Genomic DNA, 18,762 nt, shown 5'->3' on the forward strand with positions numbered 1-18,762 from the left:
ATGGAAAATATAGTTAAAAATTTACCTGAGAAACCTGGGTGCTATTTGTATAAGAATAAAGATAATAAAATTATCTATGTTGGAAAAGCAAAAAACCTTAAAAAAAGAGTTTCAAGTTATTTTAATAAAGCTCATAATTTTAAAACTACTCAACTGGTAAGAGATATTGTTGATATAGAAACTATAATTACAGAAAATGAAAAAGAATCTTTAATATTAGAACAAAACTTAATTAAAAAATATAGACCAAGATATAATATTGTTTTAAATGATGATAAAAAATATCCATATATCGCTATTACAAAAGAAAAAGATCCCCAATACTTATATACAAGAAATTACGATAATAAAAGTCAAATCTCTTTTGGTCCATTACCTGATGGAACAAATGCAAGAAATATTTTAAAAACTTTAGAAAGAATTTATCCTTTGAGAAGATGTAAAGGAAATTTAGGAAAACCATGTATTCATTTTCATATTGATCAATGTTCAGGAGCTTGTTTCAAAAATGTTGAATCTATTTATTATGAAAATCAGATTGAAAATGTTAAAAACTTCTTTAATAGAACAAATGATGACTTTAAAAATAAATTAGAAGAAAAAATGTTTATAGCTTCAGATAATCTCCAATTTGAAGAGGCACAGAGAATAAAAGATATAATCAATCATTTAAATTTCTCTGCTGTTGAACAATTTGTAGATTTTAATGATAATTTAAATAGAGATGTATTTAATTATTATTCAACAGAAGAATATATATGTTTTGTAGTCTTGTTTTATAGAAGTGGAAAACTTATATTAAAAGATCAAATAATTATAAAAAATAAAGTAGAAGATATTGATTCTCTTTTTGAAAATTTTATTATGCAAATATACTCAAAAAATATGTTGCCCGATTATATAGTGATTCCTCAAAATTTAAGAAATACAAATTTAAATTTATTATTTAAAGATAAAATAGCTTATGGAGTTGATGAAGCAAGTTTAAGAATTCTTGAACTTGCAAAAAATAATGCTACTGAATATATTAGACAAGAAGAATTATATAAGAATCAAAAATCTATTAGTAAAGAAGAACTATTAAATAAATTACAAAAAGTTTTAAAATTACCAAAATATCCATATCATATTGAAATGTTTGATGTAGCAAATATATTAGATGAATTTGTAACTGGAGCAATGGTTGTATTTAAAGGTGGTCAGCCAAGTTTTAATGATTTTAGAAAATACAATATTATTATTGAAGAGAAGGGCGACTTTCAAAGAATGCAGAACATGGTTTACAGAAGATATCAAAAAGATATTGCTGAAAACAATAATTTACCAGATTTAATAATTATGGATGGTGGAAAAATTCAAGTACATGCTGCAAAATCTCAATTAGATATTTTGGACTTAAACATACCAGTTATAGGTCTTGTTAAAAATGATAAACATAAAACAGAATACATTTTTGATCTAGGTGAAAATGAGATTATTTTAGATAAAACAAATGAGGTTTTTAGATTTTTAGAATCAATTCAAAATAGAGTACACAACTATGCTATTTCAAGTTTTAGAAAAAAACATGCTAAATCATTTACTAAAGATGATCTTTCTTCAATAAAAGGTGTTGGAGAAAAAATGATTATTAAGATTAATAAAAGTTATCCTTCAAGAATTGATTTTTATAACGCAAGTGATGAAGATATTCTTAAAATAGTTAAAAAAGAAGATATATTGATTGCAATAAGGGAAATTAAAAACAAAATTGATAATAAAAAATAATAGATTATACTTATTTTTACTATAAAAAAATGTATAATATTCAAGTTAAATAAAAGGGGATTACTATGACAGATAAAGATATTATTTTAACAGCTGAGGGGCTGCAAGAATTAAAAGATGAATTAACACATTTAATAAACAATGTTCGTCCTCAAGTTATTGAAGAACTTGTTGAAGCTCGTGCACAAGGAGATTTATCAGAAAACGCCGATTATGATGCTGCAAGAAATAGACAAGCAGAAGTTGAAGCAAGAATTAAAGAAGTAGAAGCTATGCTTTCTAAAGCAAAAATTATTGAAGATTCTAATTCAAAAAATAAGGAAGTTAAAATTGGAACTTCTGTTACTTTTACAAGTCAAAAAACTAAAAAAGATATGACTGTGAAAATTGTTGGAGCTATTGAAGCAGATCCATTTGAAAATAAAATTTCAAATGAGTCTCCATTAGCAAAAGCTATGTTAGGAAAAGTAGTTGGAGATTCAATGGAAGTCAGAGAACTAAAAGAACCTTATAAAATAACAATTAAAGAAATTAAATAATAGACCTAATAATAATATTAGGTTTTTTTATACAAGAGGAGATTGCAATATGTTAAAAAATCAAAATACATTTAAAAATAACTTATCAACAATTTATTTGATAGGTACTCCTATTGGTAATTTGGAAGATATTTCAAAAAGAGTAATTGATACTTTTCAATTAGCTGATGTAATTTATTGTGAAGATACTAGAGTTAGTTTAAAATTATTTGAAAAACTTAAAATAAATAAAAAATTAAAAGCACTTCATAAATTTAATGAATATTCTATAAGTGAAAGTTTCATTGAAGATATTACTAAATACAAAAATATAGCAATAATAAGTGATGCAGGAGTTCCTTGTATTAGTGATCCAGGAGCAATAGTCATTCAACAAGTTCTACAAAGCAATGTAGAAGTAAATATTACATCTATAAATTGTGGTCCTGCATATATTCATGCATTGGCTGCATCAGGGTTTACTTCAAAAAGAAATAGTTTTTTAGGATTTTTAGATAAAAAGAATATTGAAAAAGAATTAAAGGAAGTTTTAGAATTAACTTCTAAAACAGATAGTGCAATCTGTTTTTATGAATCTGTTCATAGAATTCAATCAACTTTAAATCAATTATCATTGTTGATTTCAAAAGAAACTAAAATCATTCTTGCAAGAGAGCTTACAAAACTAAATGAACAATATTTAAGAGGAACTATTGAAGAAATATGTGATTTTATTAATAATGATAATTTAACTTTGAAAGGTGAATTCTGTGTAATTATTGATTCAAATTATTCTTTAACAAATGAAGTAAAGATAGATATGAATAATATAATAGATGAAATCCAAAGCTTAATTAATAAAAAAATAAGTAAAAAGGACGCAATTAAGACTGTATCAAAAAAATATAATATTAATAAAAATGAATTAACTAAATATTTTTATAAATAATTTATACTTTTATATCGATATTGATATTGGAGGTAATAATATGGAAAAATTAACTATTGAGCAATCAAGAAACGTAGTAGGTGGTAAGGGTATTACTGGTGCATTATTATCAGGAGTTGGATCAATTACTAAATCTGTTTCTGAATTATTTGCAAATACTGTTGGTTCAGTTGCAACTACTGTATTTACGGCAATTTCATTAAATAAAAGTGATAAACTTGAATCAAAAATTGGAAATTCTTCATTTAAGTTTGATAATTCTGCTTCGAAAAAAGCCGAAATTGAAGCTGCAAATAAAGTACCAAGTATAGTTAACCTATTTTAAAGTTCCTTTGGAACTTTTTTTAATACAAAATTAAAAAAAGTATAAATTTTACTTCAATTTGGTATAAAATTATTTAGGTTGCTAGTTTCAACCGCACTTTGTATGTAAAAAAGAAGTTTGAAAAATAGCTCACATACAAGGCGAGTCTAGACTGGAGGAATATAGATGTTCGCAATTATAAAAACTGGTGGAAAACAAATTAAAGTTCAATCAGGAGATGAAATCTACGTAGAAAAATTAGAAATTGAAGAAGGTAAAAAAGTTACTTTTGATGAAGTTCTAATGATCGATGGGACTGTAGGTTCACCTTTAATTAAAGGAGCTACAGTTACAGGAACTGTAGTTAAACAAGGTAAAGGTAAAAAACTTAGAGTTGTAAGATATCATCCAAAGAAAAACGTTAACAAAGTATATGGTCACAGACAACCATATACAAAAGTTAAAATTGATGCAATTTCATTAAGTGGAGCAAAATCAACTACTGATTCTACTGCACCTAAAGCAGATGTTGCACCAAAAACAACAGCTGCACCAAAAACAACAGCTGCACCAAAAACAACAGCTGCACCAAAAACAACAGCTGCACCAAAAACAACAGCTGCAAAAGCTGCTACACCAAAAGCTAAACCAGAATCAAAAACTGAGGAATAGTAAATGGTAAAGGCTAAAATTGTCCAAAAGGACAATAAAATAAATTCATTTGTAATAAATGGACATGCTAATTCAGGTGATTATGGTCATGATTTAGTATGTGCTGGAATTACAGCTATAGTTTCTGGATCATTAAATGCATTAGATATTAAATTTCAAAATAATATTGAAATTAATGTTAGCGAAAATGAAATAAAAATTAATGTTATAAAAGAAAATGAATTATTAAATAATTTATTAGAATTTATGATTATTCAATTAGAAACTATTGAGGTTCAATACCCAAAGAATTTTAAAATAGAAAGGATGTTTTAATATGCGTTTCTTATTAGGATTACAATATTTTGCTTCTAAAAAAGGGGTTGGGTCAACTAAAAACGGACGTGACTCAGAATCAAAACGTTTAGGAGCTAAAAAAGCAGATGGGCAATTTGCCAATGCTGGTTCAATTATTTTCAGACAAAGAGGAACAAAAATCCATCCAGGTGCAAATGTTGGACGTGGTGGAGATGATACATTATTCGCTTTAGTATCAGGTATAGTTAAATACCAAAGATTTGGTAAAAACAGAACTAGAGCAATAGTTATTCCACAAGAATCTAAATAATAATATTAAAGCTCCGTCAGGGGCTTTTTTTAATGAAAAGAGGGTATAAATGTTATTTTGATTATCAATAATTTTACTTCTATGTTGCATGCTAATGCTTGTAATTTACTATGGTGTAAAATTAAAAAAGACTAACAATGATAAAAATGATAAAGGTAATATAAAGCGAGATTTAGATAAATTCAAAGTTATTTTTCAATCAAATAGTAATAAAAAGGTATTAATTGAAAAAATGGATATTAAAGAATCATTTAATAGATTTCCATTTTTAAGTGAATTTAAAGAAATTGAAAAGAAATACCCAAGCGAAATACTTATTAATTCTTTAAAACATGTTGAAAAAAGTTTTTATAATTATTGAGCAAGTAAAGAATTTGATTTTTTTATTATTTTTGAAAATTTATCAAAAAATAATTATGTGATTTTTTCTTCTGAAAGTTTAATAAAAATTTATAATGAATTTTCAACTGAAACTTTTCAAATTTATAAAAAAACTTTTATAAATGAAGTAATACCAGCAATAATATATAAATATGAAAATAAATCATATAATTTAATTGATCCACAAAATTTAAATGAATATATTGATGAAATTTTTATAGATTTCTCAAAGGCTATTGATAAGTTAATTGAAACAATTGATTTAACGATACATAAAGGAAAGAGTAATTCAGAACATGCAAAATCAGTTGTTCAAAATGACTCAGCTTTGATAAAAGCATACAGAACTCTTGAAGTTTCTCCAATGGATTCGAATGAAGAAATTAAAAAATCATATTTAAAACTTGCAAAACTATATCATCCAGATAAAAATAAAAAGGATTTTGCAAAGCAAAAAATGGTTGAAATAAATGATGCATATGATGTAATTTTAAAAGATAGAAAGATAAAATAGGAAAGATAAAATGATAAATGTAGAAAAAGAGATATTACTTGGTCAATATTTTGATCAAGCTTTAGAAGAAACAAAAAAAATAGTTGCTATGCCTTCATATAGAAGAGATTTAACATATGGAGCACCTGTAAATGAAGATACAAAAAATGTTTTAAATCATTGTATTGATTTATTAAAATCTTTTGGCTTTGAAACTTTTATAGCACCTGATTATAGATATGGTTATGCAGATTATGGTAATGGAGAAAAATTATTTGGTATTATTTGTCACTTAGATGTTGTTCCCGCAGGAAATATTGATGAATGAAATACTAATCCATTTGAACCAGTAATTAAAGATGGAAAATTAATCGGAAGGGGAACTTTTGATGATAAAGGACCAACTATGATGAATATTTTTGCATTTAAATATTTAATTGATCATGGATTTAAACCTGACTATAAAATTAGATTTATTTTTGGAACAAGTGAAGAAACAAATTGAGAATGTATGGAAGCATATGTTAAAAACGAGCAATTATGCGATTTAGGTTATGTTCCTGATGGACATTTTCCAGTAGTTTATGCAGAAAAATGAATTGCAGATGTAGATTTAGTTGGTAATTTTGAATCTGAATTTGAATTAAAAGGTGGAGAAGTTTATAATGCTGTAAATGATTTGGTTCAATATAAAGGACCAAAACAAAATGAGATTGCCTTATGATTAAAAAACAATAATATAGATTCTTATGAAAATGATGGTTACTTATTTGTTAAAGGGATCTCAGCTCATGGAAGTTTACCATTTAAAGGAGTATCTGCTTCAACTTGACTTTTAAAAGCCATAGATGCCAACGGGTTAAAACATCCATTAGCACAATTTGTTGCCCAATATGGTCACTTAAATTTTGATATGAAAGAAATTTTTGGTGATTTAACAGATGAAACTGGAGATTTAACTGCATGTAATGGAATTGTAAATATTTCAAAAAATGATTATAGATTTACAATTAACTTTAGAATTCCTTGTACAAAAAATCCACAAAAAGATGTAGTAGATGTTCTTGAAAAATTCGTAAATGAAAGAGGCATTGAATTAAAATTATCTTCAATTGAAGATAGAGTATATTTCCCAAAAGACAGTGAAGTTGTAAAAAATATTATGGAAGTATATAAAGAAGTTACAGGAGATTTAAAAGCTGAACCAATTGCTATTGGTGGAGGGACTTTTGCAAAATCAATGCCAAATATGATTGCATTTGGAGCAGAATTTGATTTAAATGATTCAACTATGCATGCTTATAATGAATATGTAAAAATAGATGATTTAAAGAAAATGATGGAAATCTATGCAAAATCACTTGTTAAATTAACTAAACTAAAATAATGAATAAAGAACTAAAAGTTTTTAAATATAGATCTATGAATGATGCAAATGCATATTTATTAATTAATAAAGATACTAATAAAGCTATTTTAATTGATGGAGGATATCAAGAAAAAGTAATTTTGGATTTTATAGAAACAAATAAATTACAATTAACAGATATATTTATAACTCATTTTCATCATGATCATATAGTATCAGTTGATCAAATAGCTTTAAAAACAAGTGCAAAAATTCATATACATCAAGCAGAACTTGAATCACTATTTAATGAACAAATAAATGGGTCACAATATGGATTTTTAGTTGATTTTCAAAATAAGAATATTCAATTTGACATATTTAACAAAGAAGAAGTACTTGAAATAAATGATTATAAAATTCAAATATTTCCAAAAGGTGGGCATACAAAAGGAACTAGCTTTTATTTGATAGATAATGATAAATTATTTATTGGAGATACTTTATTCATAAATGGAATTGGGTATCATAAAAAAATGTTCGAGAATATAAAACATCCTTTAAAACTAATGTTTGATTTAACTTGTGATGATAGTTTATTTTTTGAATCAATATTATCTATTAAAGAAAATTATTCAAATTGTCTATTATATCCAGGACATTGAGAAGAGGGTTTTAAAATAGATGATGTATTAAATAATTCATCACATCCTTATCATTCAATAAAAAAATAATGCCTTTAAGGGCATTATTTTAATTTAAAGTAAAGTTAAAAAGTGATATACTATATTTGTTTGTATATTTATTTTGGGTATGCAATCACATTTGGGAATTTTATATCCTAGTGCTTGTTAACTTTAATTAAACAAGTGGATATATTTAGAACCATAATGGAAGTTTAACGAATAAAAATGAAGGGAGCCTTAAAAATGGCAAAAGACTTAACAAGAGAACAGTTATGAGATGCTGGAGCTCAATTTGGACATCAAACTAAACGTTGAAATCCAAAAATGAAACCATATATTTATGGAGCAAAAAATAAAAATCACGTGATTGATTTACAACAAACAATTTGAAGATTAGAAGATGTTAAAAAATACGTTACTTCAATTGGACAAAAAAAAGAAAAAATTATTTTTGTTGGAACAAAAAGAAGTGCTAAAAATGCAGTTAAAGAAGCTGCATTAAGAAGTGGAAATTTCTTTGTAAATTCAAGATGATTAGGTGGAACATTAACAAATATGAAAACTATTTCATTAAGAATTAAAACTTTATGAGATATTGAAAATGAAGAAAAAACAGGAAAAATTAATTTAAGACCTAAAAAAGAACAAATTTTAATTAGAAAAGAAAAAGCTAAATTAGAAAAAACTTTAGGTGGAATTAAACAAATGCATAAATTACCTGCAGCAATGTTTGTAGTTGATCCAAAAACTGATGAAATTGCAGTTAAAGAAGCAAGAAAACTAAGAATTCCAGTTATTGCAATTTGTGATACAAACGTTGATCCAGACATGGTAGACTTTGTAATTCCTGCAAATGATGATATTCAAGAATCAGTAAATATTATTACTAACTTTATAGTTGATGTTTATGCTGATGCAGCAGGAATTAAAATGCAACCAAGTAATTTAAAAGTTGTTGCACAGAAAAAAGAAGATAGACAAAATGTTGAGGGTAATAGATCATATACACCAAGACATAATGATTCAAATGGTGAAAAAACAACAACACCAAGAAAAGCAGTTGTAAAAAAAGAAGAAACTAAATAGGAGAGATTAAAATGGCAGTTACACCACAATTAATTAAAGAACTAAGAGAAATGACTTCTGCTGGAATGATGGACTGTAAAAAAGCTTTAGAAGCTACAAATGGAAACATTGAAGAAGCAGTAGTTTGATTAAGAGAAAATGGTTTAGCAAAAGCAGCAAAAAAAGCTGACAGAGTAGCAGCAGAAGGTGTTTCATTTGCTAAAGCAAATGGAAATAGAGCAATTATATTTGAAGTAAATTCAGAAACTGATTTCGTATCTAAAAATGATAAATTTATGTCATTAATTGAAAATATTGGAAATGCATTATTAGAATCAAATGCAACTTCATTAGAAGAAGCTTTAGAAGTTAAATTAGCATCAGGACAAACAATTAGTGAAGCATGTGTTGAAGCAACAGCAACAATTGGAGAAAAAATTGAATTAAGAAGAATTGCTGCAGTTGAGGGTTCAAAGCTATCAATTTATAACCATGCAAATCATAGAATATCTGTATTATTAAACTTTGATGGAAACATTTCAGACGAAGATGCATATAATGTAAGTATGCACGTAGCTGCTATGTCACCAAAGTACTTAACAGAAAGTGAAGTACCACAAGAATTCAAAGATCAAGAAATGCATATTATTAAAGAAACAACAGACTTAGCTGGTAAACCAGAAAATGTTGCAGAAAATATCTTAAAAGGTAAATTAAACAAAAAAATTGCAGAAATTACTTTATTAGATCAAGGATTTGTAATGGATGAAAAACAAACAGTTGGAAACTTTGTTAAATCAAAAGGTTCAAGTATTAAACAAATGTTTAGATTTGAAGTTGGAGAAGGAATAGAAAAAGTTACAACAGATTTTGCAGCAGAAGTAGCTGCTCAGTTAGCAGGTAATTAATATGAAAATTTCATTATTAGCTTCAGGAGAACCAAATAATTTATTTATTATTTCAGCTGTTTTGCTTTTAGTTGCATTTCTAGCTGCAATATGTTCATGATACTTAACAATTTCTTATAAAAGAAACTCATCAGAAATTAAATTTGCAAGTGTTTTAATGGTTTCAGTATTAATACTTACACAAATAATTTCTTTAATAAGTTCAATATTATCAATAATATTTGCACTAAATGTTATTAAAAATATTGATTTATCAAATATTTTAACTATTGTTAGTATAATTATTGCTTTTATAACTTTAGGAATTTCATTTGTAATGATTATTTTCTTTTCAAATAGAATATGATTCTATATGGATGATGAAAAAATTTCTACATTAGGTGAAGCAATTAAACTTTCAAAAATTCAAAAAATTATTGAAGATGATGAGAAAAGTGCAGTTTATGTAAATTACTTAGAGGGTAAAAGAACTTTAAAAAAAATTAAGTTCAGTAAAAAAACAGCTATTGGTATTTATTTTTTAGAGGTTGCTTCAAAAACTGGTATTAAACCTGAAAAGGGAAATCAAATCAGTTATTTCAAAGAAGAAATTTCTAAATTAAGAGCACAGGCTTTGGAATTATCTAAAAAGGAAATTAAAAAATCTGAAAATAAAAATGAAACTGATAAGAAAGAAGAAAAATAATTTCTAAAACACATTTTAAATGTGTTTTTCTTTTTTTTAATATAAAATAATTATGAAAAAGGCAGAGGTAGCTTAATTAAGCTTGAGAAATACTCTTAGAACCTGATCTAGTTAATACTAGCGTAGGAAGTCCTTTAAAAGACATTATCTGCTTTTTTCATGGAGGAAATTTCATGAATAAAAAATTATTTAAAACTTCAATTATTTTATCTTCGTTAAGAATATTACTCATTTTGTCTTTATTAATTTGAGCAAATATTGCTATTATAGAGTCTGGAAGTAATAATACTAATATGCCAATTAATAAGATAATTACGATAGTAATTTGTTTTAGTTTATTATCTTTTCTATTTATAATGATGAATTTTTCATTATTATTAAATTATAAATTTGATGAAAATAATACGAATATAAAAATAATATTAACTTTATCAGTATTAACTTTTAATATTGAATTATTTATAGCATATGTAAATAAAGTAAAGGTACTTTATAAACCTTTTACTTTTAAAAAATGAACAATCTTTGATATAACATCGATTTCTCTTTTATTAGCACTGTATTTCACTGTGGGATTTGTTACAGGACTAATTCCACCATTGCCATTTTATATAACATTAACTTTTAAATATATACCATTATTTTTTGGAGCATTTATTCTATCTTTATCTGGTTGTATTACATTATGTTTTTTAGCAGCTAGTTTAACTGCTTTAATGCCAGGATCTTATTTTAGCTTCTGACAATTTGTTTTTGATTTTTGATTACCAACTTTTTTAATATTTATAGCAAATTTCTTTGTGCCAAATATTAAGAGTAAAAAAGGAATTTTCAGAATTGCTCTATGATTTGCTTTTATTACAATACCTGTAATAATTTTATATTTCTCTAGAGTAATATCTGGAGTTGTATATTGATTAAATCCATCAAAATTAGGTTATGATCCATCAAAGGAATTTGATTGATCAAATAATGTGGGATACTCATTTATATATAATTCAATTAATACAATTTTTGACTATACTTTATTGATGTTAACTGTACCTTTAATTTGTGAATCACTTTTACCAATTAAAGAGAGATATTTTTCAATAAATACTTAATTAATCAAAAAAACCCATATTCTTTTCAAAAGAATATGGGTTTTTGTTATAATCTATCTAGCGAGGTAAGTATGGCATTAAAATTTAAAAGAGTTTTATTGAAAATATCTGGTGAAGCCTTAAAAGGTAGTGGAGACATCTACGATAAGGATAAATTGGATGAAGTTGCAAAACAAGTTATTGAATTGACAAAGCAAGGATTGCAAATTGGAATTGTTATTGGTGGAGGAAATATTTGAAGAGGAAAACTAGCAGATACTCTTGAATTATTTAGAATTGAAGCTGATTACATGGGAATGCTTGCAACAATTATGAACGCATTAGCATTTGAAGCAACATTAAGAAAATTAGGTTTTGATAAAGTAAAAGTATACTCATCATTAGAAATAAAAACAGTTACAAGTTCATATAACTATAGAAATGCAAGAGAAAAACTTGATGAAGGTTACGTGACAATCTTTGCAGGAGGAACTGGATACAGTTACTTTACAACAGATACTGGAGCAAGTATAAGAGCTATTGAAATTGAAGCAGATGCTTTATTAATGGCAAAAAATGGAACTAAGGGTGTATATGATTCAGATCCAAATACAAATCCAGAAGCAAAATTCTTGGAAAACTTAACTCATAATGATTTAGTTAAAAAAAATCTACAAGTTATGGATTCAACTGCAGCAGCATTGTCTAGAGATGGTAAATTGGAAATAGTCGTCTTTGACATGAATGGAAAAGATAACATTATTAAAATTGCAAATGGTGATTTAGAATGCACTGTGATTAAATAGGAAAGGAAATAAAGAAATGGCACACGAAATTATTGAATTAACAGAATTAAATATGCAAGAGGCAATAGATAGTTTTAAAGATTATTTAACAAAAGTTAGAACAGGTAGAGCAAATGCAAATATGTTAAATAGTGTTATGGTGGATTTTTATGGAACACCAACACCAATTAATCAAACAGCACAAATCTCATCACCAGAACCTCAACAATTAGTTATTAAACCTTATGACAGAACCCAAGTTGGAGCTGTTGTTGCAGGTATTAATAAAGCAGATTTAGGATTGAATCCAATTGGAGAAGCTGATTTGGTAAGAATTAATATTCCAGCTTTAACAGAAGAAATTAGAAAAGATTTAGTAAAAAAAATGCTAAAAGAATTGGAAGGTTTTAAAGTTAGAGTTAGAAATGCAAGAAGAGATGCTAATGATAAAATTAAAAAAGATGCATCAATTCCAGAAGATGTTAAAAAAGATCTTGAAAATCAAGTTCAAAAATTAACAGATAATTATGTAGAAATGTTAGACAAATTATCAAAAGATAAAGAAAACGATTTAATGAAAATCTAGAACTAGTAAAACTAGTTTTTTTTTTTTTTTTTTAGATAAACATAAAAATATTTTTAACTTTGAATTTAGGTCTCAAATATATTTAATTAACTTTTTTTATATATAAAGTAATAAATGTTAAAGCAAGAGAGATCAAAAAATGAAAATTACTTTAATAAATGGAGAAAAATTATACTTTTCAGAACCAAAAACGGTTTTAGAAATAGCAGATTCTATTAGTGGTGGATTAAAGGTAAAATGTGTTGGAGCTTTAGTTAATTCTGACTATGTAGTATCAAGTTATACATTAATAGATAAAAATTGTAAATTAGAAATAATAACTGAAAGAAATAAATTATATTATCAAGCAATAAATTATACAGCTAAGCTTGTAACAATTTTTGCTCTAATGGAACTATATCCTGATTTAGATTCTATTGTTCAAGATGGAATAAATTCAGAATTAGAATTCAGTGTATTTCATAATAGTAAAAAAATAATAAAAGAAGAAGACCTTGATAAAATAGAACAAAGGGCTAATGAAATTATAGAAAGAGATTATAAAATTGTTCTATTCAAAGAAAGTAGAGAGTATTTTATTAAAGAATATAGAAAATTAAAGGTTAAGGGTAACTATGAAAAGTTTATACAAATTATAGAAAAAAAATATATAACTTTTCCAATATTAAAAATGAATGGCGAAGCTTTTTTTGCAATTTGTGCTACTTTAAAAAGTTCAAAAGATTTATATAAAATTAAATTAACTAGATTAGAAAAGGTATTTATAAATAATGTGGATAATACTCTAATAGAGGTTCAACAAATTTTTGGAATTGCAGCTGAAAATGAGCCTAAATTATTGAATATAATGAATCAACTTAAAAATAAATTTTAATTGACGATTTATTTAAAAGTTGTAAAAGATTTATTTATATATATACTAAATATTAGAGGGGTGTAAATTATGGGCTTTAATATGGGTATGGTTGTTTCATATAATAACCAGAATTATGTAATAATTGAAATTATTGAAAAACAAGTAACAAATGGATCAATTAATTTTTTAAAAATCAAAAATTTGATAAATCAAGAAATTATAACTGTTGATTCAAAAAATGTATCACAAATTGAAATTCGTGGAAGTAAGCAAAAGCAAGAAGAAATCAATAAAAATGAAATTACTGATACAGGATATATAGAGTCTTTATTTTCAGAAGTTGGAGCAAATGATACTGAAGATATCAGTTTATTTGATTTATCTGGAGAAAGTACTTTTACTTTGGATGATATCTTATTCGATAATTATGAAAATGAAGATCTACAAGTTCAAGAAAAATTAGAAAATTATGAAAAGAACCAAAATGATAAAACAATTGAACTTATTCAAAATTTTCAAATACCTGAAACAAAAATTCATTTAACACCAAGAAGAAATAACTCTTTTGAACATATTCCAGCAGTAAATGAAACATTTAGTAATCTTAATATTGTTGGAGAAATTCCCACTCAAACAACAGAAATTATTCCTACAAGAATATTGCAACAAGAAATTAAAAAAACAGAGTTAAATGAAAATGATTTTGATAATCAAAATAATGATATGACTTCAAAAACTGAAAAAACTTCTGCTAAACAATTATTTAATCAAATCAATCAAAATCTAAATTTAAGTGAAAAAAGAATTTCAGAAGATAAAAATATACTTGATAATGAATCAATAGATGAAGATTTTACAGAAACTTTGGATAGAGAAGTTATTGAAAAAGAATTATCAAATCATGAACCTAAAAAAAATATAACAAAAACCTTAGACGAAAAACATTTTGATACTCTTGAGACAGGCCCTTTAAATACAAAAAAATTATTTGAAACTTTCAATAAACAACAAAAAATTCAAGACAACTTAAAAGATGAATTTAATAATTTGGAAGATACAAAAACACTATTTGGAGTGTCTAGTGGATTTAATCAAGATGCTCTTAGAGATTCTAAAATTTATAGAAAATTTAGAGTTATGAGTGGTTGACTTGCAACTTTATTGCTATTAACTATATTTACACCAATTATTGGCTTATTTACAAAAGCAGCATTATATTGATTAGAAACAGAAAGAATAGATTTTATAGCCTTGTTTAGTTTTAATTTAACAAATTTAACAGACATAATTATTATTTCTTCTTCTATTTTAATGTTATTGATATTTATTATTTATTTAGTATTTTATCTAATCTCAATTAGTGATAAACAGTATAAAAAAATTGCATTTTATAATTATCAATTGCAAAATAAAATTGAGATTATTGATTCTATACAAGAATATAATAATGAATCAAGTATTTATTTAATAAAAGTTCATAATGAAATTAAAAAAATTAAAAAAGATGTTAAGAAACTTAATGAACAAAAGGTAACACCAAATATATCTAAAAATGAACAAAATCAACAAAATATTTCACACTAAAAGGTCATTATTTAACCTTTTATTTTTTATTTGTAATAAAATATAAATTGAGGTGCAAAATGCAATATTGAGATTTAAAAATTTTATTTCCTATTCTTTTTATAACATGTATTATTTCCATGGTGTTTTTGTGTAGAAAAGAAAAATTACAAAAGGGCTCATATTTATGATTAGCACAAATAGTTCTATTTTGAATAGCAGCAGGTTTTATTGGAAATCAATTGAAAAATGATATTGAAATACAAAAAAATTTAAATTCTATAAATTTTATTGTGTTATCTATTTTTTCAACCTCATTATTCTTGATAATCCTAAAGCCGCTTGCAACATTTACTACAGGGATTTTTAAAAATAGAAAAATATGAATACAAATAAGTAGTGTAATAATGATATTTATTTTAATTATTACAAGTATCTCTGATCTACCATTATGGTTAACTATAATAATTATCATGCTTTTCTCATTTTCACTTGCAAGTTCTACATTATTCTACTTATTTTCAAACGAGCAGAATTTTTTTAGAATATATACTCTTCCATCTATTTGAATTACATTTGTTTTCATAACTTTTTCTTCTAGTTTCGGTATATATTTAAGTAATTCAAATTTAGTTTATAAAAATAATGGATTCTCAATATCTCTTATTGTAATATTGTCAATTTTAGTGGTATTGGGATTTGCTATAAGTTTTTTAAGTAAGGAAAATAAAAATTTAGTTCAAGTCTTTGATGAAGAAATATTAAACAAACTTCCCCAAAAAAATAATATGATATTTTTAATTATTTACTTATTAGGATTTTTAATTACTTTAACAAGTGCAATGAATAATTCAATTTTTATTAAATTATATATTGCTCTAAACTTGATTAATTTTGATTTAAATGAAGAACAGGTTAATTTATGATTAAGAATAAATGATTTTGTTTATTTAGTTCCAACTATAATTACTTCTATAATAAGTTATAAATTGCTAAGAAAAGTAATTGAACAAAAATATCTAATTTTTATAAGTATGTTTATTTTATTTGGTACATATACAGCAATGGCATTTGTGCCAAATCCATTTATTTTTATTGCGTTAAATATATTGGCAGGAATTTGTTTTAATCAAATAATATATTCTTTATTTTCAGCTTGTGTATTTTGAAATTATAGAGCAAAAAGAAATCCTGTAACTGGTTATTTTGGTAGTGCAATGTTTGGATCTTATTTTATAACTGAATTAATTGAGAATTTCATATCTGGTAAAAAAATTGGTATTTTTAAAAACTTTACAAATGTTGATGAACTTTTAGATAAGTGAAAAAATATAGAACAATCATCAAAAACAGAAATACTGATAATGTCAGACAATATTTCAACGATAATTATGTCTATAGCTTGTGTCTTAATTTTGGCATCAATTCTGCTTTTCTATTTTACAAGTAGCAAAATATTTGCTGATTATAGTAAGTATAAAATTGCAACACAGAATTTAAAAATTTTAATTAAAAAAAGAGTAATGACAAAAACAAAAACTAAATTTAAAGTAGAAATTTTTGAAGAAGGGGAAAGTGAAAATTATGAATAAAATTTTTAATGAAAATATAGAATTGAAATTTGAACTAAATCCATTTCAAATTTATAGTTTGAAAATAAATGAAAAGGAAGTAATATATCAAAAAAACTCTAATTGAAATAAAAGTTGACCAATTTTATTTCCTGTTTGTGGAAATATAAACGGTTCTTTAGAATATAATGGAAAAACAATTGGGTTAGAAAGACATGGTTTTTTTAAAGATATTACAAATTGAAAAATAATTGATCAAAAGGATTCAGAAATTAGATTAGAATACATTTTTGAAGAAAAGTGATATAAAATTTATCCATTTAAGTTTAGATTAGAATTATTTTTAATACTAAATGATAAAACATTTGAATTTAATATTAAAGTTCAAAATTTACAAGAAGAGGATATGTATTTTTCTCTTGGACATCATCCAGGATTTATTTTCAATCAAGATTCTAAAATAAGTTTAAATAAAGAAGAATATTTTACAGATGATTTTGAAGGTGGTTTAGTTTCAAGTTTAGAAAAAAATATTAGAATTAAAGATATTACTTTTAATAATTTAGACTTCACTGATAGTAAATCATATATGAAGAATTCATTTACTAAACAAGACATAATATTTAATAATAAAGATTATAATTTTAAAATTTCTACTAACGATTTTAATGATTTAATTTTCTGAAGAGAATCAAATGAATGTAATTTTATATGTATAGAAAATTGAAATGGAATCCCTGATTTATTAAATAAAAAATCAAATGAATTAAAGGATAAAGAAGGAATTATCACTTTAAAGAAAAATCAAGAAAAAAACTTTTTATTAGAAATTAAATTTTAAAAAAGATGCTATTGCATCTTTTTTCATTCCTCATAGTATTCCATTATTAAATCTTTTAATTCAGGTACTAATTTATCCTGACTAACAGTTTTAAAAATTTTACCTTTTTTGAAGATTATTCCACCCTTGTTTCCACCAGCAATTCCAATATCTGCTTGACTTGCTTCTCCTGGACCATTTACTACGCAACCAAGTATCGCAACTTTTAGTGGAAATTGTAGTTCTTCTACAAAATCTTCAACTTCCTTTACAACTTCTCTTAATGAAAATTCTAATCTACCACAAGTTGGACAAGCAATTACCTCAACCATATTATGAAATAAGCCCAAAGAATTTAAAAGTCTTTTTGCTACTTTAATTTCTTCTACTGGATCTTCACTTAAACTAATTCTTATAGTACTACCAATACCTTTTTGTAAAAGATAGCCTAATCCAAAACTTGATTTGATTGCTCCATTCAATAAACTTCCAGCTTCAGTTATTCCTAAATGTGCTGGATAGTTTCAATTTTCACTTGCAAGTTCATATGCTTCAATTGCCATTAATGGATCAGTTGCTTTTAAAGAATAAATTATGTTTTTAAAATCATACTTTTCTAAAATTTCAATATGTTCTCTTAATGATTCAACCATTGCCTTTGCTGTTCAACCATATTTTTCAACCATTTTTTTAGGTAAACTACCTGAGTTTACTCCTATTCTTATAGGAATATTTTTTTCTTTACATTTTTCAACAACAGCTATAGTATTTTCTTCAATTCCAATATTTCCAGGATTAATTCTAATTTTTGCACATCCAGCATCTGCTGCTATTAATGCAAATTTATAATTGAAATGAATATCTGCAACTATAGGAACTGGAGAATTTTTAACGATTTCTTGAAGTGCATTTGCATCATCAATTCCTAATACAGCTACACGAACAATTTGGCAGCCTTCTTTATATAAGGAATTAATCTGTTTTAAAGTTTCACCAATATCATGAGTTTTAGAAGTTGTCATAGATTGAATTATAACTTCGTTATTTCCACCAATTTGTAGATTTCCTACCATTACTTTTCTAGTATCAACTCTATTAACCATTTTATTCACCTAA

Annotated in this window: 20 protein-coding genes, 1 pseudogene, 1 riboswitch and 1 other annotated feature; of the genes and pseudogenes, 20 read left to right on the forward strand and 1 reads right to left on the reverse strand. The window is 25.0% G+C overall.

Translation table 4 applies throughout. The features are described 5' to 3' along the window. The 20 genes and pseudogenes from uvrC to SDIMI_RS01225 all read left to right on the forward strand — a co-directional run bounded on the left by uvrC (nucleotide 1) and on the right by SDIMI_RS01225 (nucleotide 17,667). Complete coding sequence (gene uvrC / locus SDIMI_RS01130) at nucleotides 1–1,767, forward strand: excinuclease ABC subunit UvrC (RefSeq protein WP_020836149.1); 1,767 nt, start codon at nucleotides 1–3, stop codon at nucleotides 1,765–1,767. Nucleotides 1,768–1,832: 65 nt separating this feature from the next. Then, on the forward strand, nucleotides 1,833–2,306 hold the full coding sequence (gene greA / locus SDIMI_RS01135; RefSeq protein WP_020836150.1) for a transcription elongation factor GreA: 474 nt from the start codon (nucleotides 1,833–1,835) through the stop codon (nucleotides 2,304–2,306). A 49-nt stretch (nucleotides 2,307–2,355) separates the two neighbouring features. Further along, on the forward strand, nucleotides 2,356–3,234 hold the full coding sequence (rsmI, locus tag SDIMI_RS01140; RefSeq protein WP_020836151.1) for a 16S rRNA (cytidine(1402)-2'-O)-methyltransferase: 879 nt from the start codon (nucleotides 2,356–2,358) through the stop codon (nucleotides 3,232–3,234). A 40-nt stretch (nucleotides 3,235–3,274) separates the two neighbouring features. Continuing rightward, nucleotides 3,275–3,559: a hypothetical protein gene (locus tag SDIMI_RS01145; protein ID WP_020836152.1), complete on the forward strand. Its 285-nt coding sequence runs from the start codon at nucleotides 3,275–3,277 to the stop codon at nucleotides 3,557–3,559. Nucleotides 3,560–3,638: 79 nt separating this feature from the next. Beyond that, nucleotides 3,639–3,717: a sequence feature (ribosomal protein L21 leader region), on the forward strand. A 7-nt stretch (nucleotides 3,718–3,724) separates the two neighbouring features. Continuing rightward, nucleotides 3,725–4,018 (forward strand): annotated as a pseudogene (gene rplU / locus SDIMI_RS04660) (50S ribosomal protein L21); the annotation flags it as partial. A gap of 195 nt (nucleotides 4,019–4,213) precedes the next feature. Then, the gene (locus tag SDIMI_RS01155; protein WP_020836154.1) at nucleotides 4,214–4,525 is read left to right on the forward strand and encodes a ribosomal-processing cysteine protease Prp; all 312 of its coding nucleotides are present in this window, start codon (nucleotides 4,214–4,216) and stop codon (nucleotides 4,523–4,525) included. Nucleotide 4,526: 1 nt separating this feature from the next. Next, complete coding sequence (rpmA, locus tag SDIMI_RS01160; protein WP_020836155.1) at nucleotides 4,527–4,817, forward strand: 50S ribosomal protein L27; 291 nt, start codon at nucleotides 4,527–4,529, stop codon at nucleotides 4,815–4,817. 49 nt (nucleotides 4,818–4,866) lie between these two features. Then, nucleotides 4,867–5,712 carry a J domain-containing protein gene (locus SDIMI_RS04435; RefSeq protein WP_020836156.1) on the forward strand — a complete coding sequence of 282 codons (846 nt, stop codon included), beginning with the start codon at nucleotides 4,867–4,869 and terminating at the stop codon, nucleotides 5,710–5,712. A 10-nt stretch (nucleotides 5,713–5,722) separates the two neighbouring features. Next, on the forward strand, nucleotides 5,723–7,078 hold the full coding sequence (locus SDIMI_RS01170) for a Sapep family Mn(2+)-dependent dipeptidase (RefSeq protein ID WP_020836157.1): 1,356 nt from the start codon (nucleotides 5,723–5,725) through the stop codon (nucleotides 7,076–7,078). Continuing rightward, a complete protein-coding gene (locus tag SDIMI_RS01175; RefSeq protein ID WP_020836158.1) occupies nucleotides 7,078–7,773 on the forward strand; it encodes an MBL fold metallo-hydrolase in 696 nt (231 codons plus the stop codon). Before SDIMI_RS01170 ends, SDIMI_RS01175 begins: the two co-directional genes overlap by 1 nt. Before the next feature lie 195 nt (nucleotides 7,774–7,968). Beyond that, nucleotides 7,969–8,811 carry a 30S ribosomal protein S2 gene (gene rpsB, locus SDIMI_RS01180; protein WP_020836159.1) on the forward strand — a complete coding sequence of 281 codons (843 nt, stop codon included), beginning with the start codon at nucleotides 7,969–7,971 and terminating at the stop codon, nucleotides 8,809–8,811. Between the two features lie 11 nt (nucleotides 8,812–8,822). After that, entirely contained in the window at nucleotides 8,823–9,698 is an 876-nt protein-coding gene (tsf, locus tag SDIMI_RS01185) for a translation elongation factor Ts (protein ID WP_020836160.1), read from the forward strand. A 1-nt stretch (nucleotide 9,699) separates the two neighbouring features. Further along, on the forward strand, nucleotides 9,700–10,383 hold the full coding sequence (locus SDIMI_RS01190; protein WP_020836161.1) for a hypothetical protein: 684 nt from the start codon (nucleotides 9,700–9,702) through the stop codon (nucleotides 10,381–10,383). A gap of 53 nt (nucleotides 10,384–10,436) precedes the next feature. Next, a riboswitch (TPP riboswitch) is annotated at nucleotides 10,437–10,530 on the forward strand. A 26-nt stretch (nucleotides 10,531–10,556) separates the two neighbouring features. After that, the gene (locus tag SDIMI_RS01195) at nucleotides 10,557–11,486 is read left to right on the forward strand and encodes an ECF transporter S component family protein (RefSeq protein WP_020836162.1); all 930 of its coding nucleotides are present in this window, start codon (nucleotides 10,557–10,559) and stop codon (nucleotides 11,484–11,486) included. Between the two features lie 71 nt (nucleotides 11,487–11,557). Beyond that, a complete protein-coding gene (gene pyrH / locus SDIMI_RS01200) occupies nucleotides 11,558–12,271 on the forward strand; it encodes a UMP kinase (RefSeq protein WP_020836163.1) in 714 nt (237 codons plus the stop codon). Between the two features lie 16 nt (nucleotides 12,272–12,287). Continuing rightward, the gene (gene frr / locus SDIMI_RS01205) at nucleotides 12,288–12,836 is read left to right on the forward strand and encodes a ribosome recycling factor (protein WP_020836164.1); all 549 of its coding nucleotides are present in this window, start codon (nucleotides 12,288–12,290) and stop codon (nucleotides 12,834–12,836) included. Between the two features lie 139 nt (nucleotides 12,837–12,975). Then, a complete protein-coding gene (locus SDIMI_RS01210) occupies nucleotides 12,976–13,710 on the forward strand; it encodes a TGS domain-containing protein (protein WP_020836165.1) in 735 nt (244 codons plus the stop codon). 69 nt (nucleotides 13,711–13,779) lie between these two features. Further along, on the forward strand, nucleotides 13,780–15,276 hold the full coding sequence (locus SDIMI_RS01215) for a hypothetical protein (RefSeq protein WP_020836166.1): 1,497 nt from the start codon (nucleotides 13,780–13,782) through the stop codon (nucleotides 15,274–15,276). A 119-nt stretch (nucleotides 15,277–15,395) separates the two neighbouring features. Then, nucleotides 15,396–16,847, forward strand: coding sequence for an MFS transporter (locus SDIMI_RS01220; protein WP_148285807.1), 1,452 nt, complete (start codon nucleotides 15,396–15,398; stop codon nucleotides 16,845–16,847). Next, nucleotides 16,840–17,667 carry an aldose epimerase family protein gene (locus tag SDIMI_RS01225; protein WP_041618267.1) on the forward strand — a complete coding sequence of 276 codons (828 nt, stop codon included), beginning with the start codon at nucleotides 16,840–16,842 and terminating at the stop codon, nucleotides 17,665–17,667. The genes SDIMI_RS01220 and SDIMI_RS01225 overlap by 8 nt, the downstream gene beginning before the upstream one ends. An 8-nt stretch (nucleotides 17,668–17,675) precedes the next feature. On the opposite strand, the gene ispG is transcribed toward SDIMI_RS01225, so the two are convergent. Continuing rightward, on the reverse strand, nucleotides 17,676–18,749 hold the full coding sequence (ispG, locus tag SDIMI_RS01230) for a flavodoxin-dependent (E)-4-hydroxy-3-methylbut-2-enyl-diphosphate synthase (protein ID WP_020836169.1): 1,074 nt from the start codon (nucleotides 18,747–18,749) through the stop codon (nucleotides 17,676–17,678). Between the last annotated feature and the right edge of the window lie 13 nt (nucleotides 18,750–18,762).

It is taken from the genome of Spiroplasma diminutum CUAS-1 (genome assembly GCF_000439455.1).
Classification (GTDB): domain Bacteria; phylum Bacillota_I; class Bacilli_A; order Mycoplasmatales; family Mycoplasmataceae; genus Spiroplasma_A; species Spiroplasma_A diminutum.